General features: G+C 29.4%; 22 protein-coding genes. 18 read left to right on the top strand and 4 right to left on the bottom strand.

What is annotated here, in order from left to right; genetic code table 11:
• Nucleotides 1-7 precede the first annotated feature (7 nt).
• The 18 genes from LN42_RS03655 (at nucleotide 8) to LN42_RS03570 (ending at nucleotide 23,175) form a co-directional block, all read left to right on the top strand.
• Nucleotides 8-2,899, top strand: coding sequence for a polysaccharide biosynthesis/export family protein (locus LN42_RS03655; protein WP_075780378.1), 2,892 nt, complete (start codon nucleotides 8-10; stop codon nucleotides 2,897-2,899).
• Nucleotides 2,900-3,029: 130 nt separating this feature from the next.
• Nucleotides 3,030-4,424 (top strand): ATP-dependent protease ATPase subunit HslU, encoded by a 1,395-nt coding sequence (gene hslU / locus LN42_RS03650; protein WP_075780377.1) that lies wholly within the window; start codon nucleotides 3,030-3,032, stop codon nucleotides 4,422-4,424.
• Nucleotides 4,425-4,450: 26 nt separating this feature from the next.
• The gene (locus LN42_RS03645) at nucleotides 4,451-5,137 is read left to right on the top strand and encodes a response regulator (protein WP_014296168.1); all 687 of its coding nucleotides are present in this window, start codon (nucleotides 4,451-4,453) and stop codon (nucleotides 5,135-5,137) included.
• The gene (locus tag LN42_RS03640; RefSeq protein WP_014296167.1) at nucleotides 5,127-5,558 is read left to right on the top strand and encodes an NAD(P)-binding protein; all 432 of its coding nucleotides are present in this window, start codon (nucleotides 5,127-5,129) and stop codon (nucleotides 5,556-5,558) included. The genes LN42_RS03645 and LN42_RS03640 overlap by 11 nt, the downstream gene beginning before the upstream one ends.
• Nucleotides 5,555-6,238 carry a TrkA family potassium uptake protein gene (locus LN42_RS03635; RefSeq protein ID WP_014296166.1) on the top strand — a complete coding sequence of 228 codons (684 nt, stop codon included), beginning with the start codon at nucleotides 5,555-5,557 and terminating at the stop codon, nucleotides 6,236-6,238. The genes LN42_RS03640 and LN42_RS03635 overlap by 4 nt, the downstream gene beginning before the upstream one ends.
• A 6-nt stretch (nucleotides 6,239-6,244) precedes the next feature.
• Nucleotides 6,245-7,750: a TrkH family potassium uptake protein gene (locus tag LN42_RS03630; protein ID WP_014296165.1), complete on the top strand. Its 1,506-nt coding sequence runs from the start codon at nucleotides 6,245-6,247 to the stop codon at nucleotides 7,748-7,750.
• A 10-nt stretch (nucleotides 7,751-7,760) separates the two neighbouring features.
• Nucleotides 7,761-9,026, top strand: coding sequence for a histidine--tRNA ligase (hisS, locus tag LN42_RS03625; protein WP_014296164.1), 1,266 nt, complete (start codon nucleotides 7,761-7,763; stop codon nucleotides 9,024-9,026).
• A 4-nt stretch (nucleotides 9,027-9,030) separates the two neighbouring features.
• Entirely contained in the window at nucleotides 9,031-9,885 is an 855-nt protein-coding gene (locus LN42_RS03620) for a hypothetical protein (protein ID WP_014296163.1), read from the top strand.
• Between the two features lie 112 nt (nucleotides 9,886-9,997).
• On the top strand, nucleotides 9,998-10,252 hold the full coding sequence (gene acpP, locus LN42_RS03615) for an acyl carrier protein (RefSeq protein WP_014296162.1): 255 nt from the start codon (nucleotides 9,998-10,000) through the stop codon (nucleotides 10,250-10,252).
• Nucleotides 10,253-10,338: 86 nt separating this feature from the next.
• Nucleotides 10,339-11,922 carry a CTP synthase gene (locus LN42_RS03610; RefSeq protein WP_014296161.1) on the top strand — a complete coding sequence of 528 codons (1,584 nt, stop codon included), beginning with the start codon at nucleotides 10,339-10,341 and terminating at the stop codon, nucleotides 11,920-11,922.
• A gap of 7 nt (nucleotides 11,923-11,929) precedes the next feature.
• Nucleotides 11,930-12,532, top strand: coding sequence for a CPBP family intramembrane glutamic endopeptidase (locus LN42_RS03605; RefSeq protein ID WP_014296160.1), 603 nt, complete (start codon nucleotides 11,930-11,932; stop codon nucleotides 12,530-12,532).
• 92 nt (nucleotides 12,533-12,624) lie between these two features.
• Nucleotides 12,625-13,119: a J domain-containing protein gene (locus LN42_RS03600; RefSeq protein WP_014296159.1), complete on the top strand. Its 495-nt coding sequence runs from the start codon at nucleotides 12,625-12,627 to the stop codon at nucleotides 13,117-13,119.
• An 11-nt stretch (nucleotides 13,120-13,130) separates the two neighbouring features.
• Entirely contained in the window at nucleotides 13,131-13,808 is a 678-nt protein-coding gene (locus LN42_RS03595) for a DUF47 domain-containing protein (protein WP_014296158.1), read from the top strand.
• A 56-nt stretch (nucleotides 13,809-13,864) separates the two neighbouring features.
• Nucleotides 13,865-15,037 carry an inorganic phosphate transporter gene (locus tag LN42_RS03590; protein ID WP_083635706.1) on the top strand — a complete coding sequence of 391 codons (1,173 nt, stop codon included), beginning with the start codon at nucleotides 13,865-13,867 and terminating at the stop codon, nucleotides 15,035-15,037.
• A 127-nt stretch (nucleotides 15,038-15,164) separates the two neighbouring features.
• Entirely contained in the window at nucleotides 15,165-16,376 is a 1,212-nt protein-coding gene (locus LN42_RS03585; RefSeq protein WP_075780376.1) for a 6-phosphofructokinase, read from the top strand.
• A 105-nt stretch (nucleotides 16,377-16,481) separates the two neighbouring features.
• Nucleotides 16,482-19,847: a PQQ-binding-like beta-propeller repeat protein gene (locus tag LN42_RS03580; RefSeq protein ID WP_075780375.1), complete on the top strand. Its 3,366-nt coding sequence runs from the start codon at nucleotides 16,482-16,484 to the stop codon at nucleotides 19,845-19,847.
• 86 nt (nucleotides 19,848-19,933) lie between these two features.
• Entirely contained in the window at nucleotides 19,934-21,907 is a 1,974-nt protein-coding gene (uvrB, locus tag LN42_RS03575) for an excinuclease ABC subunit UvrB (RefSeq protein WP_014296154.1), read from the top strand.
• Nucleotides 21,908-21,924: 17 nt separating this feature from the next.
• Complete coding sequence (locus LN42_RS03570) at nucleotides 21,925-23,175, top strand: MFS transporter (RefSeq protein WP_075780374.1); 1,251 nt, start codon at nucleotides 21,925-21,927, stop codon at nucleotides 23,173-23,175.
• Nucleotides 23,176-23,208: 33 nt separating this feature from the next.
• Here the strand turns inward: LN42_RS03570 and LN42_RS03565 are convergent, their stop codons facing one another.
• The 4 genes from LN42_RS03565 to LN42_RS03550 all read right to left on the bottom strand — a co-directional run bounded on the left by LN42_RS03565 (nucleotide 23,209) and on the right by LN42_RS03550 (nucleotide 26,547).
• Nucleotides 23,209-23,661 (bottom strand): SoxR reducing system RseC family protein, encoded by a 453-nt coding sequence (locus tag LN42_RS03565; protein WP_014296152.1) that lies wholly within the window; start codon nucleotides 23,659-23,661, stop codon nucleotides 23,209-23,211.
• 1 nt (nucleotide 23,662) lies between these two features.
• On the bottom strand, nucleotides 23,663-23,869 hold the full coding sequence (locus LN42_RS03560) for a hypothetical protein (RefSeq protein ID WP_014296151.1): 207 nt from the start codon (nucleotides 23,867-23,869) through the stop codon (nucleotides 23,663-23,665).
• Nucleotides 23,866-24,426 (bottom strand): RNA polymerase sigma factor, encoded by a 561-nt coding sequence (locus tag LN42_RS03555; protein WP_014296150.1) that lies wholly within the window; start codon nucleotides 24,424-24,426, stop codon nucleotides 23,866-23,868. The genes LN42_RS03560 and LN42_RS03555 overlap by 4 nt, the downstream gene beginning before the upstream one ends.
• Nucleotides 24,427-24,531: 105 nt before the next feature.
• Complete coding sequence (locus tag LN42_RS03550) at nucleotides 24,532-26,547, bottom strand: hypothetical protein (RefSeq protein ID WP_014296149.1); 2,016 nt, start codon at nucleotides 26,545-26,547, stop codon at nucleotides 24,532-24,534.
• Nucleotides 26,548-26,651: the final 104 nt, after the last annotated feature.

Raw genomic sequence — 26,651 nt, 5'->3', positions numbered from 1 at the left:
TTTTTTTATGAAGAAGAAACTCGTTCTTTTATTGACTGTATTATTGGTTATAGTTGCATTTTCAGAATATACTATCAGAAAAGGAGATGTTCTTGGAATATGGGTTTTTGGATATCCAGAATATTCCAATCAACAAATACTTGTTGGTCCTGATGGCATGATAACAGTTCCACCAATAGGAAGAATGAAAGCAGAAGGTAAAGATATATCACAGCTCGAAAATGAAATTAAAGAAAAAATGGCCATTTATATAAAATCACCTAATATAACTTTGGGTATTACCAATTACGCTCCATTTAGAGTTCAAATAATTGGTAATGTAAAAGAACAGGGAATTGTTGAAATGCCTTTACCTCAGTTAAGTCTTTCAAAGGTATTGGCGTTAGCTGGTGGATTTGCAGTAGAATGGAAAAGTTCTAAAGTTATTGTAAAATATCCTGATGGAAAGATAGAAAAATATGATATAACAAATTTATTCAAAGGTTTATTACTTGAGGACGATCCAATGATTCCAGAGAATTCTACAATTCTTGTTCCTTTTGAATATAATAACGATATAACTGTTTATACAGATTTTGGAATAAAAACATTGCAATTTTATGATGGAATAACTTTAAATGATATTATTTCTGAAGCAATATCTGTAACAGAAGTAAATTTACAAATGCTTGATAATAATATAATGATTTTAAGAGGAAATAATATCTTAAACATAACATTTGATGAGCTAAAAACGAAAAAAATAATGCTTGAAAAAGGCGATACAGTTGTTATAAAAAAGCTTGATAAATATGTATATGTTTTTGGAATTGATGAAAAAGGTGGAAAAGTATTATTTGAAAAAGATGAAAGTTTTGATTTGAAAACATTAATGGCAAAATTAGGAATAGATCCAAAAAAGGTTTTATATAAAGTTTATGATAAAAAAACCGGAAAACCAATAGAAGTTACAGAAAATTATGAATTTGCACCTGGACAATTTGTAGAATTTACTCCTATTGAAAATTATGTTTTTGTAAATGGAAGAGGAAAAATAATATTTGAACCAAATGAATCATTTGATTTAAATACATTAATTGGAAAATTAGGTATTGATAAAGATACAACAAAGGTTAAAATATACGATCCAGAAACAAAAGAAACCTTTGAAGCTACAACAAATATAAATTTAAAAAATAATATGTCCATAGAATTTATTTCTCAGGAAAAATATATTTATATGACTGGAAGAGGAAAAATAGTATTTAGAAAAAATGAAAAATTTGATTTAGATACATTAATAGGTAAATATGGAATAGATAAAGATTCAGCTATAATAAAAATATTTGACCCTGAAACAAAAGAAACTATTGAAGCTACAAAAAATATAGATTTTAAACCAGGAATGTTTGTGGATGTAACAACAATAGATAAAGTTGTATATATAACAGGTGATATTGCAAGAACAATGAGATTTTCAAAAAACGAAAAAATAGATAAACAAACAATCTTAGCAAAACTTGGTATTTTAGAGGATAACGTAAAAACATTTGAAGTTGAAAATGGAGAATTAAAAGCAGGAGCAATTATAAAAATAAAGATAAAAAAGAATTATGTATATTTATTTGGTGCATTTAATTATAATGGAAAATTGGATTTCAACCTTTCAGAGCCAATGACTTTATCAGCTATTATAGCAAGGGCAAGGGGTTTTAGAAGCGATTTTAGCGGAAGAATAATAGTATTGGGAGATAATTATTCTAAAACATATTATATTGAAGAAAATAAAGTATATAACGATATTATAGATTCTGGAATGACCTTATTAGCTGAAACTTCTAAGAGAAATGTATATATATTAGGTGAAGGTGTAGTTCCAGGAACATATGTTGCAAAATACAGTGAATCAATATGGGATATCTTGTTAAAATCAGGATTTATTCCATCTAAAAAATATGAAATTGTGATAAAGGATGAAAATGGTGTATACAAATTAAATGGAGCAGAAGCTCAAGAAAAGTTAAGTATAATTCCTGTTGTTAAACCTATTTATATAAACGTGGTAAAAACACAAAACGATAACATAATTGTATATAAAAATGGTATGATAAAAACATTAACCCCTAAGAATCAAGATTATGTAACGCTAATTAATTTATATAGTGCTATAGATGGGTTCTCACCTTCAAGAACTGGTACTATAACAATATATCAAAACAATGAAAAAATAGCTGAATATACAAATTCTGATGTAATTAACAATCCAATGGCAAAAATTCCAATGGGAACATATGTAACTGTTGAAACAGATGTTAATCTAAATTATATAACTATTCTTGGTAATACATCACCAAGAAGTATAAAAACAGAGGTCTCAATACCTTTAACAGAATTATTGGGTCAAATTTCTATTGATTGGAGAAGTCAAGAAGTCATTAAATTGTATTTGAAATCTGGAGAAGTTAAAGAAATTAATTTAGATTCCGTAGAAAATTTAAATAAAATATTAGTGGAACCAGGAACAGTAGTATATATTCCAAGTACACACAATCAGGTAGTATATATCTTTGGTGAGGTTCTAAAACCTGGAATGATACCATATACAAAAGGATTAAATGTTATAGAAGCTTTATTTAAAGCTGGGGTTAATAAACAAACAGCAGAACTTTCAAATGTATATTTATTTACAGATGGTCCAGATCAACCACCGATTGTATTAAATCTTAAAGATTTTTATAATGGATCAAACGTTCCAGAAGAAATGAATAAATTATTAGAACCAGGAGACATCATCTTTGTTCCAAAAAATGCAATGACAAATGTTTTAGGTGTAATGAGTATAGTAAACAACTTTATGAGCTTCTTTAATAATGGTTATGCAACATATTCAAATATCAATAATATAATCCAAGGAAAGTAAAAATGATTTTAATGCCCGCGTTTTGCGGGCATTTTTTTCATCCACTTTCATATTTTCTTTACCATTAATACAATATATTTATGGTATAATTATCTTGATTAATTTTAATTTAAGGAAAGAGGTGGATTAAATGGCAGTTGAATTAACCCCAAAACAAATTGTAAAAGAATTAGATAAATATATTATAGGGCAAAATGAAGCGAAAAAATCAGTAGCTATTGCTTTAAGAAACAGATATAGAAGATTAAAATTAGAAGAAAATATGAGAAAAGAAATTATGCCTAAAAATATACTTATGATAGGTCCAACAGGTGTTGGTAAAACAGAAATAGCCAGAAGATTAGCTCAAATAGCAAATGCGCCATTTATAAAAGTTGAAGCCACAAGATTTACAGAAGTTGGATATGTAGGAAAAAATGTTGAATCAATGATAAGGGAACTTGTTGATGTTTCAATAAATATGGTCAGAAATGAAATGATGGAAAATGTTCAGGATAAAGCAGAAAAAATGGTTGAAGAAATTATTCTTGACTCTATTATGGGTGTAAAAAAGAAGAAAAATATGAATGCAGGTAATTTTATGGACTTACTTAATATGTTTGGTCAAAATCAGCCAAGAAGAGAAGATCCAGAAGAACCAGTAGATAATTTTGAAAGAAGGGAAGCATTAAGACAAAAATTAAGAAATGGTGAATTAGAAGATATAGAAATAGAAATAGAGGTTGAAGAAGCTCCAGCTCCTATGTTTGCTGGATTGGGGCCTGAATTTGAAGATATGGGAATTCAAATTGGCGAAATGTTCTCAAATATGATGCCTAAAAAAATCAAAAGAAAAAAAGTAAAAATAAGAGACGCAAGAAAATTATTATTACCTCTTGAAGCAGAAAAATTAATAGATAAAGAAAAAATGATTCAGGAAGCAATAGATAGAGCTCAAAATAGAGGTATAATATTTATTGATGAAATGGATAAAATAGCGGCAAGATCAGGTGGATCAGGACCCGATGTTTCAAGAGAAGGCGTTCAAAGAGATTTATTGCCTATAGTAGAAGGTACTACAGTTATTACAAAACATGGCCCAATAAAAACAGATTATATGTTATTTATAGCAGCAGGTGCTTTCCATGTTGCAAAACCATCTGATTTAATACCGGAAATACAGGGAAGATTTCCAATAAGAGTAGAACTTGAAGCTTTAACAGAAAAAGACTTTATAAGAATATTAGTAGAACCGGAAAATGCAATTACAAAACAGTACAAAGCATTGCTTGAAACAGATGGAGTGAACCTTGTATTTACAGAAGAAGGAATTGAAGAAATTGCAAAAATTGCCTTTGATTTAAACGAAAGAATTGAAAATATTGGTGCGAGAAGACTATATACAGTAGTTGAAAAAGTGCTTGAAGAAGTATCATTTGAAGCTCCACTTGAAACAGAAGTTGAAATTCAGATAACCAAAGAATATGTAAGGCAGAGAATAGGAGAATTAGCAGATAACAAGGATTTAAGCGAATTTGTTTTATAGTTTTATGATTCCAGAGGAGGAATATTATGCATAAAATTCTTATTATTGACGACTCGCCAGAAATTGTTATGTTGTATGAAAAAATGATACATAGCTTCTTAAGCGATGATGAATATATTAATACGATAATTTACACCACAGAAGAATTAAACAAATTTATTAATGAAGAAGAAAATTTCAAAGAAAGATTTTCACTTATAATTAGCGAAATAGAATTACACGGTGAAAATATTGTCAATTCCCTTGAAATATTAAGGGCATATCAACCTAAAACGCCATTATATGTTGTAAGTAATAAAATGAATCTTAATTATATTAAATCGGCATTTAAAATAGGGGTTGTTGATTGGATAGAAAAGCCTATAGTACCTGAGGAATTTTCAATAATGCTGGCAGAATCTATCTTTCAAGGAGAAACATTTGAATCGAAATACAGAAAATTAAGAGGAGAAATAATGAAGTTTTCTCCAGAAAACAGCAATCTTGAATTTTTTATCCTTGAAGATAAAATAAGTAAATTAATGGGAGATAATCCCAATAGATATGAAAGTCATATGTTATTGGGTTTTTTGTACTGGAAGAAATTGAAAAACATAACTCTTTTAAGAAAACATTATAAAGCAGCATTGGCATTATCAGATGGGGTTATTAAGGATAAAGATTTGCAAAATACTATAGAAAGTGTTTTGGAGGATTTTGAAAATGAAAAATAAAATGAAATATATAATAATAATAGGCTGTGGAAGATTGGGATCCGAATTAGCGAGAAAGTTTTCTAAAGAACACAATGTAATAGTTGTTGACAAAGATCCAGAAGCATTGGAAAGATTAAAAAAATACAACTTTACAGGATTTTCAATGGTTGTAGATAGTTCTGATATAGTTATTTTAGAACAGGTAAAAGCAGAAAAAGCAGATTTGATATATATAGTAACTCCTGATGATAATTTAAACTTTATGCTTGCCAATGCATGTAATACATTATACAAATCAAAAAATGCAAATCTTCAAATAATAGCAAGGGTTAATGATCCGCAGAAAAAAAATCTTTTTGAAAAAGCAGGACTCAATATATTCTGTCCTATAGAACATGCTGTTGATGAATTAATAGGAAATGAAGGTGTTGCATTATGAAAAACAAAATCTTTTATATAATTGAAGGAAATACGATAGCCTATTCTATTGTTAGAAATCTTTTATATCAGGGACATAACGTTTATTATATATCCTCAAAACCTCAAAATGTTAATAGAATATTATCTTTAAAAGCCTATTATGCCAATCTTGAAGGTATTTTGCACGATCCAACAGAAGTTAGCTTTCTGGAAAGCCTTGATATGGCGCCAAATAGGGTTGGAGGCGTAATATCCTTATCTGATGATGATGCGCTTAATTTTGTTGTTTCGTGGGTAATAAAAAACCTATATGAAGATATCAGAGTAATATCTCTTGTAAATTATCCAGAAAATGAAAAACTATTTTTAAATAATCATATTGAAACGGTAAGTATTACAAATTGGATTGAAAAATTAATAGAGGCATCAATTGAGTATCAAACAAATTTAAGCTTCTTCAATCCATATGCAGATAAACTGGCAATAATAGAAGTTAGAATAAAAAAGCAGGATTATATAGCCAATAAAAAATTAAAAGATGTTCATTTGCCAGAGAACTCAATTGTAAGTATGCTAATAAGAAATGAAGAAATATTCGTTCCTCAGGGAAATACAGAAATATTACCTGGAGATAAGCTTGTTATATTCTCATTAAAACACAAAGTTCCAGAAGTAAAATTAAAACTCTTGAAGGGATGAAAGTAAATGCCAAAATACCTTTCAAATCTAAAACATAGATATAAATTAATATTTAAAAACACAGGCACTATGCTAATATACTTTGGGATAGCCTTGATGTTATTTGGAACATTAGCGATAATCTTATATAAAGATCTTCCATCATTTTATAGTTTTTTTGAAACAGGGTTAATAACTGTTTTTACAGGTGCATTCTTTATATTGCTTAGCTGGGGAACAGAAAACGCACCAATAAACATTCAGGATGCAATAGTAATAATATTTCTTGTGTGGACATTATCAATATTCTTTTCAGCATTGCCATTTGTATTTTCTGGAATATTAAATATACATCATGCAATATTTGAATCTACGAGCGGATGGACCACAACAGGTTTAACCCTTGTAGATGTGACAAAAATTCCCAAAATATTTCTTATCTGGCGAAGTTTAATGCAATATTTTGGTGGTGCTGGCTTTGCGTTAATAATGGTTATAGCAACTGGAGCACTTGGCGTCGGTTTATACCAGGCGGAAGGAAGAACGGATAACGTTGTTCCGAATTTGCGAGATTCAGCAAAGATAATTTTTGGAATTTATCTTTCATGGGCTGGAATAGGAATAATATTATTAACAATTTTAGCTCATATGAGTTTCTTTGATGCATTTAATCATACATTAACAGCTTTAGCAACAGGAGGATTTTCGACAAAAATAGATAGTGTAGGAGAGTTTAATAATCCTGTTGCAGAAATAATAATAATGGTATTAATGATAGCTGGTGGAACAGGCTTTGGTGTTCATTATGCAGCATTAAGAAGAGGAGATTTATTTAAAAAGAATCCGGAACCCAAAACAATGTTTTTTATTTTATTATTTTCAATTCCCATGATAGCCTATTTTACAACAGATAAATTATACGGCCCTTTAAATGGTATAAGACATTCTGCGTTTCAGGCTATTTCGGCATTAACGGGAACAGGTTTTTCAACTGTGACCTTTAATAACTGGAATAATATGGGATTATTGATTATGACAATATTAATGATACTTGGTGGTATGATGGATTCAACTTCAGGTGGATTGAAATTATTCAGGGTATTTGTTATATGGAAGATAATAGTACATCAAATTAAAACATACTTTAAACCTGAAGGAAGCATATTTCATATAGAAGTTTACAAAGGAATATCCAAAAAAAGAATCTCCTATGACACATTAAAAGATGTTATAGCGGTTGTATTTATGTATTTTATTGTTTATACAATAGGTGTAATGGTATTATTGGGATACGGCTATTCAATGGAAGATTCTCTTTTTGAATATGCATCAGCATTATCAGCAGTTGGACTATCAATTGGAATAACAACTCCAGATTCTCCGCTTGGAGTTATCTGGATTGAGACAATAGGTATGTATTTAGGTAGACTTGAGTTCTTTGTAATATATTTTGCAATTATAAAAATGATAAGAGATATTAAAGATATAATAGAAATAAAGATACAGGAATTTCGAGGAGGTGAATCCTTTTAAAGGGTAGTTTATGGCGAAGTATAAGCGGTTTAAAGGAACACAGGATATATTTGGTGATGAAACAAAGTACTGGTATTATATAGAAAAGATTGCAAGGGATACATTTATAAAGTATGGATTTAAAGAAATTAGAACACCTATAATAGAGCCAACAGAATTATTTACAAGGAGTGTAGGTGAAACTTCAGATATAGTAAAAAAAGAAATGTATACATTTGAAGATAAAGGAAAAAGGTCAGTTACATTAAGGCCAGAAGGCACAGCTTCTGTTGTAAGAGCATATATAGAAAATTCCATGATAAATCTTGGTTCACCGATAAAACTATATTATATGGGGCCAATGTTTAGATATGAAAAACCTCAAGCAGGACGTCAAAGACAATTTCATCAAATAGGGGTAGAAATTTTTGGTACAGACACACCAATTTCTGATGCGGAAACAATAATATTGGCTGATGAATTGTTAAAAGCATTTGGGTTGAAAAATTATAAAATAAAAATAAACAGTATAGGATGTCCAAAATGCCGTCCAAAATATAGGGAAGCATTAAAAAAATATTTTAAACCACATCTTGAAAATATGTGTAAGGATTGTCAGACTAGATACGATACCAATATAATGAGGTTGTTAGATTGTAAAGTAGATAGAGAAATATCAAAAGATGCCCCATCTATTTTAGATTATCTATGCGATGAATGTAAATCACATTTTGAAAGTGTAGTAAAATACCTTGATGAAATGGGAATTAGTTATGAAATAGATCCAAAAATCGTTAGAGGATTGGATTATTATTCAAGAACAGCATTTGAAATTGTTCATTATGGATTAGGAGCTCAATCTGCTATACTTGGTGGTGGAAGATACAATTCTCTTGTTGAAGAATTAGGAGGAAAAGAAACTCCAGCAATAGGATTTGCCCTGGGAGTTGAAAGAATAATACTTGCATTAAAAAGCGAAGAAGTTGAAGTCGAAAATCCAGAAGAAATCGATGTATATGTTGCATATTCTGGAGAAAATACAGATATTGAAGCATTGAAACTTTCAAGAAACTTAAAAAAAGAAGGCTTGAGGGTTTTCCTTAATATTTCAGATAGAAGTTTAAGAAATCAATTAAAACATGCAAATAAGATGGGAGCAACATTTGTAGCAATAATAGGAGAAAAAGAAAGAGATGAAGAAACAGTTTCAATAAAAAATATGAAAACCGGGGAACAATTTGAAGTTGAAAGGTATTGGGTTCCTCAAATATTAAAAGAAAAAAATACTATGGAGTGATTCAATGATACTTTTAAACCCAATGATAGTTTTTTTAGGGATGATAATGTATATCATTCCATACTTATGGCCATTAAGCTTTGCCATAACAATGTTTATATATCATATACTTTTAAAAAACAGGGATGTACATGTAAAAAGAATAAAAGCATATTTTAAAAACTCAAATATAGATAATGAAGATATAAAAAGAATAAAAACAAACAATTCTATATCTTATCTAATTGCATATCTACTGTCTTATCTTGGATTTACACTGATCTTTATAAAAATATCAAATAGGTTTGAGAAATTGTATGCAAGCGTTCATAATATTGAAGAGTTAAAAAATATAGATGTATATATTCCTGATAGCGAAATATTTTTATTTGTTTTATTTCTGTTATTATTATGGCTAACCTATATAAAAATAATTAACAGATTAATAAGAGATCAGTTTATATTGCAGAACTTTGAGATTCAGCATAACTTAATTGATAAAGCTCCATTAAAATATAGAGATGCCAATGCCGTTGTAATATTAAGAATAGTAACCTTTAATCTTTATGAATGGTTTTTATTATTGTCCTTAATAAAAGAAACAAACACATTATATATATTAAGTGAAACATATAAAAAAGAATCATTTGAAAATAAAACAATTGAAGATAATAATTATGAAAAAACAACAGGTAAAAAAGAGGATATAGTTTCAGAAATAAAGAAGATTAAATTTGAAAATAAAAATGAATTATTAAGCTATATCTTTTCAAAAATCTCAAAACTTGATATAACAGAGAAATTTAAAATATTATCAGAATTAAAAAATCAGGATATTATAGATGATGAAGATATTAAAAAGATAAAAAAATTATTTTAAAATTATATTTACAAAAAATTTACTTGACATGTTTTGAAATTATTAATATAATAATACCGATTTAGTCTTAAAAAAATGGCTGTCTTGTGAAAACAATCAAGGAGGTATAAAAATGACAAGAGATGAACTTTTTGAAAAGGTAAAAGAAATTATAGTTGAAACACTTAATGTTGATGAAGAAGACGTAACTCTCGATGCATCTTTTACAGACGACTTAGATACAGATTCATTAGAACTTGTTGACTTAACAATGGCATTTGAATCTGAACTTGGAGTATCTATCGAAGACGAAGAACTTGAAAATATAAGAACTGTAGAAGATGTTGTTAACTCACTTGCAGAAAAATTAAATATAGACGAAGAATAATACCTCACAGGGGAAGCAGTCGCTTCCCCTGTTCTTTTTTGTAAAAGAAAATTTAAATTAATATAAAATTTTGAAGGAGGTTTAAAATGGCGAAAAAGTATATTGTAGTAACAGGTGGAGTTCTTAGTGGAATAGGTAAAGGAATTGTTTCGGCATCCATAGGAAGAATTTTAAAAGATGCTGGAATAAAGGTTAATTCCTTAAAAATTGATCCATATTTAAACGTTGATGCTGGAACAATGAATCCAAATCAGCACGGAGAAGTTTTTGTAACTGAAGATGGATATGAAGCAGATCTTGATCTTGGACATTATGAAAGATTTTTAGGAATTGATATGAAACGTTTTAATAACATTACAGCAGGACAGATATTTAAATCAATAATAGAAAAAGAGCGTGAAGGTAAATATCTTGGTGCAACAGTACAAATGGTACCTCACGTAACTGAAGAAATAAAAAATAGAATAAAAAGCATAGATGCTGATTTGTTAATGATAGAGATAGGCGGAACAGTTGGGGATATTGAAGGAGAAATATTCCTTGAATCAGTGAGAGAATTATCTCTTGAAGAAGGAATAGAAAACTTTTTCTTTATTCATGTAACCTTTGTACCATATTTGAGAGTTACCAATGAATTTAAAACGAAGCCAACACAACAATCAGTTCAATTATTAAGAAAAATAGGTATTCATCCAAACATGCTAATAATCAGAACTGAAAAAACAATAGATTCACCGAGTTTAGATAAAATAGCATTATTTGCTGGAATAGATAGAAAGTATGTTATAAACCTTCCAGATGCAGATAACGTATATGAAGTACCGGAAAAATTATATTACATGGGAATTCAAAAAATAATAGCAGAGAAATTAAATTTAAAAATAAAAGACACATTAAACTGGAATTATCCAAAAACATTTGCACCAATAAAAATAGCCATGGTTGGTAAGTATCTTGGTACAGATGATGCATATAAAAGCATAATAGAAAGTATATTCTTAAGCGGAGCAGAAAAACCTGAACTTATAGATTCACAAATACTCGAAGAATTATCAGAAGAAGAAGCAAAGGAATTATTATTAAAATATGATGGTATAATAATACCGGGTGGATTTGGAAAAAGAGGAATAGAAGGAAAGATAAAAGCGGTAAAAATTGCAAGAGAAAACAAAATACCATTATTCGGAATATGTCTTGGAATGCAGATTATTGTAATTGAGTTTGCAAGAAATGTGGGAAATTTAGAAAACGCAAATTCTTCTGAATTTAATCCTGAAACCCCATATCCTGTAATAGACATAATGGAAGAACAGAAAAAAGTATTAAAATTAGGCGGGACAATGAGATTGGGAGCTCAGGATACAAAAGTATTTAAAAATACCAGATTATATGAAATTTATAAAAAAGAAAATATCAGCGAAAGACATAGACATAGATATGAAGTTAATTTAGAAAAATTCAAAGAATTATTTGCATATCCAGACGAAGAAAACAAAGAAAACAAATTAATAATATCCTCAAAATCTGAATTTGTTGAAGCTGTTGAAATAGAAAATCATCCATTCTTTATAGGCGTTCAATATCATCCAGAATTAAAATCAAAAGTTGGGGTGCCTCACCCAATATTTAAATCATTTGTTGAAACAATAATAAAATTGAAGGAGAAATAATTCATACATGCAAATACTAATTCTTGCAATAATATTAGCAGCATACTTTTTATTTATATACTTAATAGAAAAAAAGTATCCGTTAGAAAGAGCTTCGACTATAAAAATAATATTTTCATTAATTTTAATTCCTATTGCGGGATTAAAATTATATACTTTTAATCTGCAATATTTAAAATTGCTTAGTGTGTTCGTGGTTTATGGAATAGCGATTATAACTTTGCCAGAAAAAATAATAAAAAGTGATGGACTTAGAATATATTTAAACAAAAATCTTGTCTTTTTAATTCCTTTATCAGCAGCCATTACAGAAGAGGTTTTATTTAGAGGAATATTAAATACATATTTAATAAAAATATTAAATATGGAATTTTATAGCGTCTTAATCTCTTCTTTCTTATTTGCAATGGTTCATATATTTAATGTAATAAATGGTATGGAAAAGAAAAAATATTTTTTTATTTCTTTTCCTTTGCGTTTTGGTTTTGGATTGTTTTTTTCCTATATTTATTTTGAATACGGAATTATAAATGCTATATTATTACATTTTTTAATAGATTTTCCGGCATTATACAGAATATATAATAAAAGGCATCAGAGATTTTTCTGATGCCTTTTTCTCTTTGAAAAATAAAAGCAATAAACTTTCAAAAATTATATGTTATTATCTTGTTGTAAAAGAACTATGAAAGAAGGGTAAAAATGGACAGAATACTGCTTATATTGGGAATATTATTAATAATAGGCTTTTTCTCTGTAATTTCAATTTTTTTCAAACTTTTCATATCAATTCTTGTATTAATACTGAGAAATCCTATATTATTGCTTTTTGTTGTTTTGGGGATCTATATTTTATCAAAAAATGTAAGAGTTAGATACTATAGATATGGGCCGTATAGGAGAAATACATATGGCGGAAATTACAGGCAATATAGACAAACCAGCAATTCTTCTGATTCAGGACAATATTATGGTTCTCAAAATTATTATGAATTAAGACAAAAATTTGATTATTATAGAAATATATTTGGATTATCGGAAAACTTCACAAAAGATGAATTGAAAAAAAGATTCAGGGATTTAACAAAGCAATATCATCCGGATAGATGTAAAGATGGAAAAGAAATATGCGAAGAAAAGTTTAAACAGATTAACGAAGCATATGAATTCCTGTCTAAATATGCAAGAGATAATTAATCATACAGGAGGTGATTCCCATTACTATCTGGGGAAAGGTATTTCAACGTTTTAATCCTATTGATGAGATCATAAAACATGCCCGTATTGTAGAAGAGGCATCGGATTATCTTCCTGAACTTTTTAAAAGATATTTAAATCAGGAAAATATCGAAGATCTCGTCGAAAAAATTGATAAACTTGAGGACGATGCAGACGACATTAAAAGAAATTTCAGGCAATTATTAAAAAAAGGGCATCTTTACAGATTTGAACGTATTGAACTCCTGGAATTTATAGATTTACAGGATTCAATAATCGATCTCATTGAAGATGTAGCGAAAAAAATGACATTTAATCAAATAGAATTAGAAGAAGAACATAAAGAAATTATTTTTTCTGTTGTAAATGAAATAGAAAAAATGCTTGATCATTTCAAAAAAACCATAAAATATCTAAAAATAATCTTAAGTTCTGACTTTTCTAAAGAAACAGTTTCAATAGAAGAGCAGGATATAAAAGAAATGAAATGGTTTGAAAAAGATGTAGATAATAAATTATTTAAATTTGGGAAATGGCTTTATTCCCAGAAAAATACAATGAATCCTATTGATTTCCTTTACTTAAGGGAATTAATATTATTACTTGCTCGTATAGCTGATGTTACTCAAAACGTATGTGATAGAGTACATATATTAATAAATGAGTAAAGGAGGATAAATCCGTGACTACAATATTAATTATAGGATTATTAATAGGATTTGGAATGGCACTTGCAATTGGTGCCAATGATGTTGCTAATTCGATGGCTACTGCTGTTGGTGCAAAGGCTATTACACCAAAACAGGCTGTATTAATTGCAGGGGTTTTAGAATTTGTTGGCGCTACATTTTTTGGGAAACAGGTTACTGAAACAATAAGAAAGGGAATATTGCACCTTGATTTACTTGCTGATCCAAAAGTGGTTATCTGGGGGTCAATGGCTGCTTTAATAGGGGCTACAATATGGTTAATGATAGCAACCTATTTCTCATGGCCAGTTTCAACCACTCATTCCATTGTTGGAGGTATGGTGGGTTATGGAATTGCCGCAGGTGGTCTAGCAGTTGTAAATTGGGGTAAAATAGTAACCATTACATTGAGCTGGATTATCTCACCTCTTGTTGGTTTGCTGGTTTCCTTCTTTATGTTTAAAGCTATCTCTGCAACTATTCTCCACAGTAAAGACATAAAAAGAAATTCGAAAATCTGGATACCTTTCTTTCTTGGCCTTGCCGCATTTATAATAGGACTTTCATTTATTGTAAAAACCCTTCATATGTCAATTACTTTAAAAACTATAATATGGGCCGCATTATTTGGTGCATTTATTTCTGTAATAATAATGATTTATATAATAGCCAAAATGAAAAACGTTACAGATGATCCATATCAGTATGTCGAAGAAATATTTAGAAAATCTCAGGTTGTAACTTCATGTTATGTTGCTTTAGCTCATGGCGCAAATGATGTTGCAAATGCAATAGGGCCAGTAGCTGCAATATATGCAGCTGTTGTAACAGGAACAGTAGGTGCAAAAGCAGAAATTCCAAGATATATACTTGCAATGGGAGGGCTTGGTATAGCAATTGGTGTTGCAATCTGGGGCCAGAGGGTTATGAAAACAGTAGGTACAGAAATTACAGAATTAAATAATTCAAGAGGGTTTACAATAGACTTTTCTACAGCAACAACAGTATTAATAGCGTCAAACATGGGAATGCCAATTTCCACAACACATACTGTAGTTGGTTCTGTTATAGGTAATGGACTTGCAAGGGGTGTTGGTTCAATAAATCTTGGAGTTATAAAAGATATATTTGTTTCATGGTTCCTTACAGTTCCAGCGGCAGCAGTAGTTTCATTTTTGATGTATAAATTATTTGCGATGTTTATGTAAATACATAATAAATATGACGTCAAATTTTAATACTGTTTAAAAATTTTGAATTATTGATGTGATAAAATAGGCTTACCATTAAAGGTGAGCCTATTATTTTTATTGACATAGAGAGGGAGGTTTTAGTATGAAAAATGCTATATATGCACAATCAGGAGGAGTTACCAGTGTAATAAATGCATCAGCATATGGTGTAATAAAAGCTGCATTAAATGCAGAAGAAATTGATAATATCTATGTTGCAATCAATGGAATTAATGGTGTGTTTAATGAAGAGTTAGCAGATATGGGGAAAGAAGATCCAGAACAAATAGAATTATTAAAATTTACACCATCAAGTGCTTTTGGTTCATGTAGAAGAAAATTAAAAGAAGAAAGTGAATTTGAGGAAATATTTAGAATATTTGACAGGTATAACATAAAGTACTTCTTTTATAATGGTGGAAATGATTCAATGGATACAGCAAATAAAATCCATCAATACGCACAGAAAATAGGATATGATATCAAAGTAATGGGAGTACCAAAAACGGTAGATAATGATTTACCTGAAACAGATCATACACCAGGATTTGGTTCTATTGCAAAATATCTTTCTGTTGCTATTTTAGAAGGAACATTAGATGTAAAAAGCATGGCTGCAGATTCCACAAAAGTATTTATTTTAGAAACAATGGGAAGGCATGCAGGATGGGTTGCGGCTTCTACAGCGCTTGCCAAAAGGCATGAAAGTGACGGACCACACATTATATTATTGCCAGAAGTTCCTTTTAATAAAGAAAAGTTTTTTGAAAAAGTGGAAAAAACAATTGAAAAATACGGCTATTGTTCAATTGCAGCTTCAGAAGGAATAAAATATGCAGATGGAACATTCGTTGCAGCTCGAGGATATAAAGATAATTTTGGAAATGTTCAATTAGGTGGAATTGGTTCAACGCTTGCTAATCTTATAAGAAGCGAATTGGGTATTAAAACACATTATGCAGTGCCTGATTATTTACAGAGAAGTGGAAGACATATTTCAAGTCAGGTAGATGTAAATGAAGCAATTGAAGTTGGAGCAATGGCAGTTAAATATGCTTTAGAAGGAAAAAGTGGATATATGGTTGGAATTGAAAGATTAATGAATTCTCCATATATGAGTACAACAAAATTAATTCCATTAGGAAACGTGGCAAATGAAACGAAACTCGTTCCACAGGAATTTATAACAGAAGATGGAATGTTTGTAAATGAAAAATTCATTGAATATGCGTTACCTTTAATAGAAGGAGAATATTATCCACCATATTTAAATGGTATTCCATTATATGCACGATTAAAATTAAATAGGATTTAAAAAATAATAAATAAAAAATGGTCGATTATAAAAAATCGACCATTTTTTTAATTTTGTGATATAATTGAATTAAAGATGTATTAATAATTTTTAGGGGGCGGTATTATGAAACGATTGTATAAAATTGTATGGCTGGGTATGATATTGATATTATTAGCAGGATGTTTTTTAAGAAATACAGCACCGTTAAAACCGTATGAACCATTTCCTGCAAATAATTCAACAAATGTTGCAACGGAAATAACATTAAAATGGAATTGCCAGGATTCAGATAACGATAAATTACTATATAACGTATATCTGTCAGAATCCAATGGAAATTTAACTCCAGTAGAAGTGGATTATCCAAAAACTGAAATAAAATACACAAATTTACATCCAGATACATTATATAAATGGAAAGTTGTTGCAAAGGATAATAGAGGAGGGATTACAGAAGGACCAATATGGTATTTTAAAACAATAAGCGAAAAGGAAAAAGAAAATGATGTTTATAAAAACTTAGAAATCGTTTTCTTGACGCCAGAAAATGGTCAAACAATATCTCAAACAGATGAAGCAACCTTGGAATGGAAAATGAATAAAGATGATTTTAAGGTTAAAGAATATAGCATATATTTTGGAGATAATCCCATTCCACCGTTAGTAAAAGAACATTATAAAGAAAAATATTTTTATTTAAGTCATTTAAAATCTGGAAAGAGATATTATTGGAAAATAATATCTTATGGTGAAGATGGTGGATTTGTGGAATCAAAAACGCAATATTTTTATACAAAACAGGTAGAAATTCCGGGTAATCATTCACCAGCTATAGACTTAATATCTCCGGAAAATAATATAACATTAGAAAGTACAAATACAGTAAAAATAATCTGGGACAGTAAAGATCCGGATAATGATAAATTAACATATAATGTATATTTTGGAGATTTTCCTTTACCCTCTTTAATAAAAGTGGATTATGATTCAACAAGCTTAATAATATCAGATCTTAAAGAAAATAAAAAATACTATTGGAGAATTCAGGTAAAAGATTCCAGAGGTGCATTAACAGAGTCTGACACTTACTATTTTATTATAGAACATAGTGGGGATAATCCGGAAAATACTGATCCAGCTATAGATATAATAAGTCCTTTAAACAGTGAAACATTGATTAGCACTGATACAGTAGTACTGGAATGGAAAGGATCAGATATAGATGGTGACCAGATTAAATATGATGTATATTTTGGAGATATATCAAGCCCTCCATTAATAGAAAGTGGATATGAAAAAACAACAATTACAATACCAAATTTAGAAGAAGATAAAATATATTATTGGAGAGTAATAGCAAAGGATAATAATGATGGTGAAACAGATAGTGGAGTATATAAATTTAAAACCAATAAAGAAATGGAAGAAAATAATCATATTCCGGTAGTAACAAAGGAAAGTCCTGATGATGGGGAAGAATATAGTTATGAAACAACAGAAATAGAATTAAAATGGGAAATAAGTGATGAAGATGGAGATGAAGTAAAATCAGATATATATTATGGAGAACAAAAGAATCCACCGTTAGTACAGGTGAGCAGTGAAAGTACAGGTTACATAATTCCAGTAGAAAGAGGTAAAACATATTATTGGAAAATAAGAGTGAATGATGGACGAGGCGGCATAAGCGAAACAGGAATAAGTTCAGTAACAGTTGCCGAAAAACCAAACAATGTACCATCAATAAGTATAGTAAATCCAATGAATAATGAAACAGTAGAAAGTACTGATACAGTAGTATTGGTATGGAATGGATTGGATATAGATGGAGATCAGATAAAATATGATATATATTTTGGAGATATATCAAGTCCACCATTGGTAGAAAGTAGTTATGAAAGCACAACAATAACTATATCAAATTTAGAAGAAGATAAAACATATTACTGGAAAGTAATAGCAAATGATGGAAATCGTGGAGAAACAGAAAGTGAGATTTATAAATTTAAAACAAATTCACCACCAGAAGATCCTGTATTAACTTCTCCTGATAACCTGGAAAAAGTATATGAAAATTCTGTTATTTTAAACTGGAATGAAGTAGTAGATAAAGACAACGATACTGTAGTTTATGATTTATATACAAGTACTGTATCTACAAATACTCTTGCAATTACTGCATCGGATTTAACAACAAATTCCTATACTATTTCATTGACTACAGATGTTCTATACTGGCAAATAGTTGCAAAAGACGAACACGGAGCTAAAAGCTTCAGTGAAATATATACTATAAGACATATAGTTCCAGGAACATTAAAGTTCAAAATAGATACAGGTGGGAATTATATTGCAGCAAATCCTGTAATAGACGATGAAGGAAATATATATATAACCTATTCATCCTCAAGTACAGAAAATACAAAAACATATGTTTCAAAGTATAATTCAAATGGTAATTTGGAATGGAATACAATGCTTGTTTATTTTGTAGTACAAGGGAGTATGATAGACGATTTTCTGGCGGGGTATAGTTTAATGAAAGGTTATGATGGGAATATTTATACTACATTACGAGGAAACGGTTCCTCTATGGTTGCAATTGATTCAGATTTGGGATTTGTGAAATGGTCTATTCCAGATATTGCCTCTAATTTATTCCCATATTTTACAAGTATAGAAGATGGTAATTTGTATTTTATAGGCAAAGATGAAACAGCAGGGAATCTTATTGATGCAACATTATTTGTAACATATGAAAGTGGTTCCTGTTCTACTACAACTATTAATGCCAATACATCGGATGTTTCAGGGATAATCTCAGCTAAAATAGAAGGAGTAGATTATTTGTTTATACCATTTGGAGGTTCTAACCCAGGTGTAATAAAGTTGGATGCTTATTTTGGTGAAAAAACAACTGAAGGATTTAAAGCAGCATATGGAGTGATATATAGTAATTATAACAATGAAAACTATCTTATAACTAGTTTTACTACTGGAGATGATTATTCGATTGCTTATTATAATATAGATACAGAATTTTCTACTAATACAATTATGTCTGATCCGCCATCATCAGTTGGATTTAATCCGGGAATGCCAGTTGTAGGAAGTGATGGAACAATTTATGCAGTTTATTATGATAAATTATATGCAGTAAATCCGGATCTTACTGAAAAATGGTCAATAACCTTACCAAATGGTGATCATATATTTTCACGTTCTCCAGCAGTAGGAAGTGATGGAACAATTTATGTTTTAACTGACACAAAATTATATGCATTTAATCCAGGAGATGGAAGTGAAAAATGGGTATTTACACTTGATTCTGGAGACTATACATATTTTCAAAGTCCAATAATATCAAATGATGGAACAATTTATTTTTCTACTTATAATGGTTATATTTATGCAATATATGATAATATAACAGGACCGGATTCGTCAAGCTGGCCAATGATAGGCAAAAATTCAATGGGTGTTTATTGAAAATAACAGGGACTTTTCAGGTCCCTGTTATTTTTTCATGTTATAATAATAATATAAGTAAAATTTTAAAATAAAAAGGTGATATAATGCCAGACTTTAAATTATATTCAAAATATAAACCTCAGGGTGATCAACCAGAAGCAATAGATAAATTAGTTAAAGGAATAAAAAAAGGATATAGATTTCAAACGTTATTAGGGGTCACCGGTTCAGGCAAAACATTTACCATGGCCAATGTAATAGAGAGATTAAACAGGCCTACTTTAATATTATCCCCAAATAAAATACTTGCTGTTCAATTATACAGAGAATTTAAGGAGTTTTTCCCTGAAAATAAAGTTGAATTCTTTATAAGTTATTACGATTATTATCAGCCAGAAGCATATATACCAACAAGAGACATGTATATAGAAAAAGATGCAAGTATAAATGAAATTCTTCAAAAAATGCGATTATCCACATTAAAATCTGTATTAACCAGAAGGGATGTTATAGTGGTATCCAGTGTTTCGGCTATATATGCATCTGGAAATCCTGAAGATTTTGCCAATATAAATTTAAAAATAAAAGTAGGAGAAGAATATAATAGACGATTTATTTTAGAATCACTTGCAAAAATGCTTTATAATCGCTCAGAAGATAAACATACAGGCGGTAATTTTAGATTTAAAGGGGATATACTCGAAATATATCCACCATATGAAGATTTTGGAATTAGAATAGAATTTTTTGATGATGAAGTTGAAAAAATATACTCATTTGATATATTAAACAGAACTAAGATTGAAAGTTTTGATAAAATTACCATTTATCCTGCAAGCGAATTTGTTACCACTGAAGAAAAGATAATGAGAGCAACTCAGTCTATTCGCGAAGAACTGGAAGAAAGACTGAAAGAATTACAAAAAGCAGGTAAATTACTTGAAGCACAAAGATTAAAACAAAGAACATTAATGGATATAGAATTACTGGAAACATTGGGGCATTGTAAAGGAATAGAAAATTATTCAAGGCATTTTGATATGAGGAAACCTGGAGAACCGCCCTGGACATTACTTGATTACTTTGACGATGATTTTATTACATTTATAGATGAAACGCATATAGCTATTCCTCAGCTTAGAGCAATGTGGGCAGGAGATCATTCCAGAAAAAGAAATCTTATAGAATACGGTTTTAGACTTCCGTCAGCATTTGACAATAGACCGCTGAAATTTGATGAATTTATATCGAAAATTCGCCAGACAATTTTTGTTTCTGCAACACCGGGATCATTTGAATTTGAGCATTCTGAACAAGTAGTAGAACAAATAATCAGGCCTACAGGCCTTATTGATCCAGAAGTAATTGTTCGTCCTACAATGGGTCAGGTGGACGATTTTATTGCAGAATTAAAGAAAATAATATCTCGAAATGAAAGAGCAATAGCTGTTGTATTAACCAAAAAAGATGCAGAAATGCTTTCTGATCATTTAAATTTGCTTGGAATAAAAGCTACCTACCTTCATTCTGAATTAGATGCAATAGAAAGAGCTGAAGTTATTAGAAAACTAAGAAGTGGTGAAATTGATGCGGTAATAGGTGTTAATCTTTTAAGAGAAGGTCTTGACTTACCAGAAGTTTCGCTAGTTGCTATAATGGATTCTGATAGAGAAGGTTTTTTACGTTCAGAAACTACATTAATTCAGACTATAGGACGTGCAGCAAGAAATATAAATGGAAAGGTAATATTATATGCAGATAAAATTACTGAAGCAATGCAAAAGGCAATATATGAAACAAATAGAAGAAGAAAGATTCAGATGTATTATAATGAAAAAAATAATATAATTCCTAAAAGTATTATTAAGGAATTACCTAAAAATATTTTTGAACAATTCATGGAAAAAACAGAAAAACCGGAATTTATCTTTGAAGTAGCAGAAGGAACAACACCGGAAGAATATATTCAATTATTAGAAGCAGAAATGTTTAAAGCGGCTTCAGAATTAAGATATGAAGATGCTGCAAAATATAGAGATGAAATAAAAAGGGTAAAGAAAAAATATAGAATAAAATAAAAGATAGGAGGTTAAAGATGGATAAAAAGTACAAGGATTTACAGTTTTATAAGTTTTGTGCTTATGGATTTTTGAAAAATTTGCGATTTTTTGAGCCTTTTCTTGTTTTGTTTTTTCTTGAAAAAGGGCTTAACTTCTTTCAAATAGGTACGCTTTATTCAATAATGAAAATTGCGACAAATATTCTTGAAATTCCAACTGGGATTATTGCTGATTCTGTTGGTAGAAGGCGATCTATGGTATTTTCTTTTTCAAGTTATATAATTTCTTTCATTATTTTTTATTTTTCTAAAAGTTATACTATTTTTGCATTTGCGATGATTCTTTATGCTTTTGGTGAGGCATTTAGAACAGGAACGCATAAAGCTATGATTTTTGAATATTTAAAAATCAAAGGCTGGGAAAATATGAAGGTTCATTATTATGGTAATACAAGATCATGTTCACAGCTGGGATCTGCTATTTCATCTTTAATAGCTGGTGGTATTGTATTTTATTCTGGAAAGTATCAAACTATATTTTTATTTACGATAATTCCGTATATTTTCGATTTAATTCTAATGCTCACTTATCCAAAGGAATTAGATGGAACGCTTGAAAGATTTGATTTTAAAGAGTTTACCAATTCATTTAAAAAGGTAATTAAAGAATTTGCTGTGGCATTTAAAAGTGCAAGATTATTTGGAAGCATTTTAATAAGTTCATCATATACAGGTTATTATTCTGCAGTAAAAGACTTTTTGCAACCTATGTTGAAATCATTTGCAATATCTTTACCAATATTTATGAGTTTAAGTGAAGATAAACGCTCTTCGCTGGTAATTGGTATAGTATATTCGGTAATATATTTTCTTACATCTTTTGTATCAAGACGTTCTGGTAAGTTTGCTGAAAAGTTTAAAACATATTTGAAGCCGCTGGTATTAACAATGAGTCTTGGGTTTGTTTTTGGAATATTAAGTGGAATAACCTATGAATTTAAATTATTTACAATTTCTATTATCTTTTACCTTGGAATATATTTAATAGAAAATTTAAGGAAGCCTATAAGCGTAGCCTATATTTCAAATAATATAGATAATAATATTCTTGCTTCTGTACTTTCAGTTGAATCGCAATTTAAAACTCTTTTAACAGCGATATTAACTCCTGTTATAGGATATTTAGCAGATTTGATAGGAATAGGTTATGCATTAAGTATAGTCTCTATTGGTTTAATAGTTTTGACTCTTATTTCTTTAAAATTTGCAGCTCATAATGAGATTTAATAATAAAATAGCGAGCTTGAATAAACAAGCTCGCTATTTTATTATACCAACAGATAAATTGATATTATTTCTTTTTGGAAGTATTTCAATAACTTTTGGTTGATATTTCTTTTTAAAGACGGTTCTATCAAGATAGGCAATTACTCCATATGAAATTGATATTCCAATTATCCCTGATACAAAAGCATAAGTATCGCTTTTTGTAATAAAATATGCAATAACTAAAAATAGAATAAACATTATAAGAGGAAAGCCATATATAATGAATGAAATTTTGGATACAGAAAATTCCGGTAATTCTATTACAACATAATCTCCAATTGAAGGCATTTTTTCAAATTGAGATTTATTAATTTTCATGGTTCTTTGTGAACTTCCAGCACTACATGCTCCATTTAGAGTACATGTTTCACATGCGGAACTCATGTTGCTAATAAGATATACATTATTGTCTTCTATGTTTCCAACCATAAATACTTCTCGCATATTATTCCTCCGCGTCAATGCTTACTATTATTTTTGAAATAATAGTACTTTTATATTTTTCTGTAATAATATAACTTTCCTGAGTTAAAAAATAAGCTCTTACATATGATTTGTATTTTGCAATATCCTCTTCTAAGTTTTCATCAAAGTCCACATTTTCTCCATCTAATATCATATTAATTAATTCTAATTTCTTTTCGTCTATCATAAGAGGCCTTCCTCCTTGAGAAGTTTTTGGAATTTCTTCCTTGCATAATGCAAACGGCTCTTTACACTTCCAAGCGGTTTATTTAATTTCTTGGCAATTTCATCATAACTAAGACCGTCAATATCTCTTAATTTAATAAGGGTTTTATCTTCCTCAGATAATTTATCCATAATTTTAATGATTTTGTCCATTTCCATTTCATCAAATACTTCATTTGAGACGTTTACATCAGAATGTGGTTGGATTCCAACGCCTTCTGTATAATTTTCAGTAAGATCAATATTTTCCACAGGGTTTTTAATTTTCTTTCTTATGAAATCCTTTCCAACATTAATAGTGATTTGATAAATCCATGTCGAAAGCTTTGAATCCCCTCTAAATGTATGGATTCCTTTAAATATCTTGTAAAATACCTCTTGAAGAGCATCTTCAATCTCATTTGGTCCAACATAATTTTTGAGGGTTACATATATTTTGGGTGCATATTGATTGTATAACTCTTCAAAAGCTTCTTTATCTTTAGCTTTTAATCTTTCAATTAATTTTTTTTCTGTCAAAAAAGATCACCTCTTTGTGGTTTTTAAATATTATACCACAAAAGAGGTTTATTCCTTATTATTAGACTTTTAATTTTTTATTTTGTTCAAAAAGTTTAATATAATTTATTTTCTGATTTCCAATATTACGTTTTGAAGATATAAATTACCAAGATGAGATAAAAATACAGGTTTTTCAGGATCTGAAATATCATAAATTAATAATCCATTTTCTCCGTCTGCAACGTATAAATAATTTTTATAAATATATCCTCCATAGCAGAATCCTTTTGTGTCTATTTGAGATAATAATACAGGTTTTTCAGGATTGGATACATCTATTAAAGCAAACCCTTTTTCTCCTTTGGCATAGAATACAATGTTATTATCATAAAATACTCTTCCCCATTCTGATTTTATAGTTAGTTTTGAAATTAATTTTGGATGTATTTTATCTTTTACATTTATAATCTTTAACCCGTGATCGCCATCAGCAAGATAAGCTATGTTATTATGAACTACAATATTATATGCAAAACCATCAGCGTCAAAGAAGCTTACTAATTTTGGGATTCTTGGATCAGAAACATCAACAATTACAAATCCATCATATCCCATTGAAATATATGCATAATTATCCTCTACAAAAATTCTTCCAGAAGTTCCTTTTAAATCGAGATAACTTAATGATTCTAAAGAATAATCTTTATTTATTTTTACAACTTCCATTCCAGAGTTTCCTTCAAGAATATATGCAATATCTCCTTTTACAAATATTGAATATACCTTTCCAAAGGTTTTTAGTTTAGCAACTTTTTTCGGATGTTTTAAATCGGTGATATCTGCAACAACAAAACCATTTATCCAATCTGCTATATATGCATGTGTTTCTTTTACATAAAGTCCTACAGCCCAGCCTTCTGTATAAACATGATTTATAATTTTTGGATTTTTAGGATCTGTTACATCTATAATAAACATTCCCATTCCGCTACCTGTTGTATGAATATATTTCTTTTCAATTATTTCTTTTTGTATTTCTTTTTGTGGAATAGTTTCTAATTTTTCTGTTGCTTCTGTTGTTTCTATTACTTCTAATGTAGAGGTGGGTTCATTGGTTATAATAGTGGTGCTTTCAATGGTAATATCTTCTTCACTTTGTGTTTCTGTAGCGTTTTCGGTAATTATTTCAGAGTTTTCCAGAGGTTTGGTTGTAAAATTCCAGATAGAGCTTTCTTTTTCTTCATTATCAGATTTTGCAATAACTTTCCAGTAATATGTTTTTCCTGGATCTAAAGATAATTCATAGAATTGGTATCCTAAGTTTTGAGCTACTGGTGTAAAATCGTCTGGGTTTAATCCCATATAAACGTCAAATAAAGCTTCTTTACCTGCGTATTGCCATTCTAATTTTACATTTGTTTCTATATTAGTTGCGTTATTTGTTGGTTTTGGGTTGAAAGGTGTTCCTAATTCTTTTAAAGATTTTGTCTGGAAAGCCCATACTTCCCCATAGGTAATTCCGCCATGTTCATCTTTGGCGACAACCTTCCAGTAATATCTTGCATCTTCTTTTAAGTTAACTTCTAAAGAATTTTCTGTAGTGTTTGAAGCTAAAAGTTTTAAAGTATCAATTGATCTGCCAAGATATACGTCATAATATATTTTATCCCCATCAAGATCTTCGCATTGCCAGGATAAAGTGGTAATCACAGGAACATTAGAACTTCCATCTTTTGGTGTGGGATTATATGGTTTTAAAGGAATAGAATTTTCTGTTGAAAAAAACCATATATCACTTTCTGTGGAATCTTTTTTATCTTTTGCAACAACTTTCCAATAATATGTTTTGTTATAATTTAATACTCTGGAGAATGAAGTTTCAACTAAATCTGTTGCAATGGGTGTGAGATTATCCTTTTCTGTTGATAAATATAAATCATATTTTAAGGAATCACCATCAGGATCATTCCCGGCCCATGAAAAAACAATATTTACAGGCAGATCAATGGATCCGTTTTTTGGTGTGAATAATTCAGGTATAGATGGTGGTTCGTTTTTCATTATTATAGGAATAACAACAATTGCGGTCATCAATATTACAAATGCTGAAGCGGCAGCTATAATCAATTTTAGTTTCAAGTTCCTCACCCCTGGATTTTAATTTTTTTTCAATGAATTATTCTATAAACAACTGATTATTCCCTAAAAAATAAGAACTCCGGCAGTATTTACTACCGGAGTTC

This window comes from Marinitoga sp. 1137, from assembly GCF_001941525.1.
Taxonomy (GTDB): domain Bacteria; phylum Thermotogota; class Thermotogae; order Petrotogales; family Petrotogaceae; genus Marinitoga; species Marinitoga piezophila.
This window is presented reverse-complemented; position numbering and strand designations above follow the sequence as displayed.

Bases quoted from the DNA above. Each gene is read 5' to 3' on its own strand.
- LN42_RS03655 (WP_075780378.1), top strand. From the start codon at position 8: ATGAAGAAGAAACTCGTTCTTTTATTGACTGTATTATTGGTTATAGTT.
- hslU (WP_075780377.1), top strand. From the start codon at position 3,030: ATGGCAGTTGAATTAACCCCAAAACAAATTGTAAAAGAATTAGATAAA.
- LN42_RS03645 (WP_014296168.1), top strand. From the start codon at position 4,451: ATGCATAAAATTCTTATTATTGACGACTCGCCAGAAATTGTTATGTTG.
- LN42_RS03640 (WP_014296167.1), top strand. From the start codon at position 5,127: ATGAAAAATAAAATGAAATATATAATAATAATAGGCTGTGGAAGATTG.
- LN42_RS03635 (WP_014296166.1), top strand. From the start codon at position 5,555: ATGAAAAACAAAATCTTTTATATAATTGAAGGAAATACGATAGCCTAT.
- LN42_RS03630 (WP_014296165.1), top strand. From the start codon at position 6,245: ATGCCAAAATACCTTTCAAATCTAAAACATAGATATAAATTAATATTT.
- hisS (WP_014296164.1), top strand. From the start codon at position 7,761: ATGGCGAAGTATAAGCGGTTTAAAGGAACACAGGATATATTTGGTGAT.
- LN42_RS03620 (WP_014296163.1), top strand. From the start codon at position 9,031: ATGATACTTTTAAACCCAATGATAGTTTTTTTAGGGATGATAATGTAT.
- acpP (WP_014296162.1), top strand. From the start codon at position 9,998: ATGACAAGAGATGAACTTTTTGAAAAGGTAAAAGAAATTATAGTTGAA.
- LN42_RS03610 (WP_014296161.1), top strand. From the start codon at position 10,339: ATGGCGAAAAAGTATATTGTAGTAACAGGTGGAGTTCTTAGTGGAATA.
- LN42_RS03605 (WP_014296160.1), top strand. From the start codon at position 11,930: ATGCAAATACTAATTCTTGCAATAATATTAGCAGCATACTTTTTATTT.
- LN42_RS03600 (WP_014296159.1), top strand. From the start codon at position 12,625: ATGGACAGAATACTGCTTATATTGGGAATATTATTAATAATAGGCTTT.
- LN42_RS03590 (WP_083635706.1), top strand. From the start codon at position 13,865: ATGGCACTTGCAATTGGTGCCAATGATGTTGCTAATTCGATGGCTACT.
- LN42_RS03585 (WP_075780376.1), top strand. From the start codon at position 15,165: ATGAAAAATGCTATATATGCACAATCAGGAGGAGTTACCAGTGTAATA.
- LN42_RS03580 (WP_075780375.1), top strand. From the start codon at position 16,482: ATGAAACGATTGTATAAAATTGTATGGCTGGGTATGATATTGATATTA.
- uvrB (WP_014296154.1), top strand. From the start codon at position 19,934: ATGCCAGACTTTAAATTATATTCAAAATATAAACCTCAGGGTGATCAA.
- LN42_RS03570 (WP_075780374.1), top strand. From the start codon at position 21,925: ATGGATAAAAAGTACAAGGATTTACAGTTTTATAAGTTTTGTGCTTAT.
- LN42_RS03565 (WP_014296152.1), bottom strand. From the start codon at position 23,661: ATGCGAGAAGTATTTATGGTTGGAAACATAGAAGACAATAATGTATAT.
- LN42_RS03560 (WP_014296151.1), bottom strand. From the start codon at position 23,869: ATGATAGACGAAAAGAAATTAGAATTAATTAATATGATATTAGATGGA.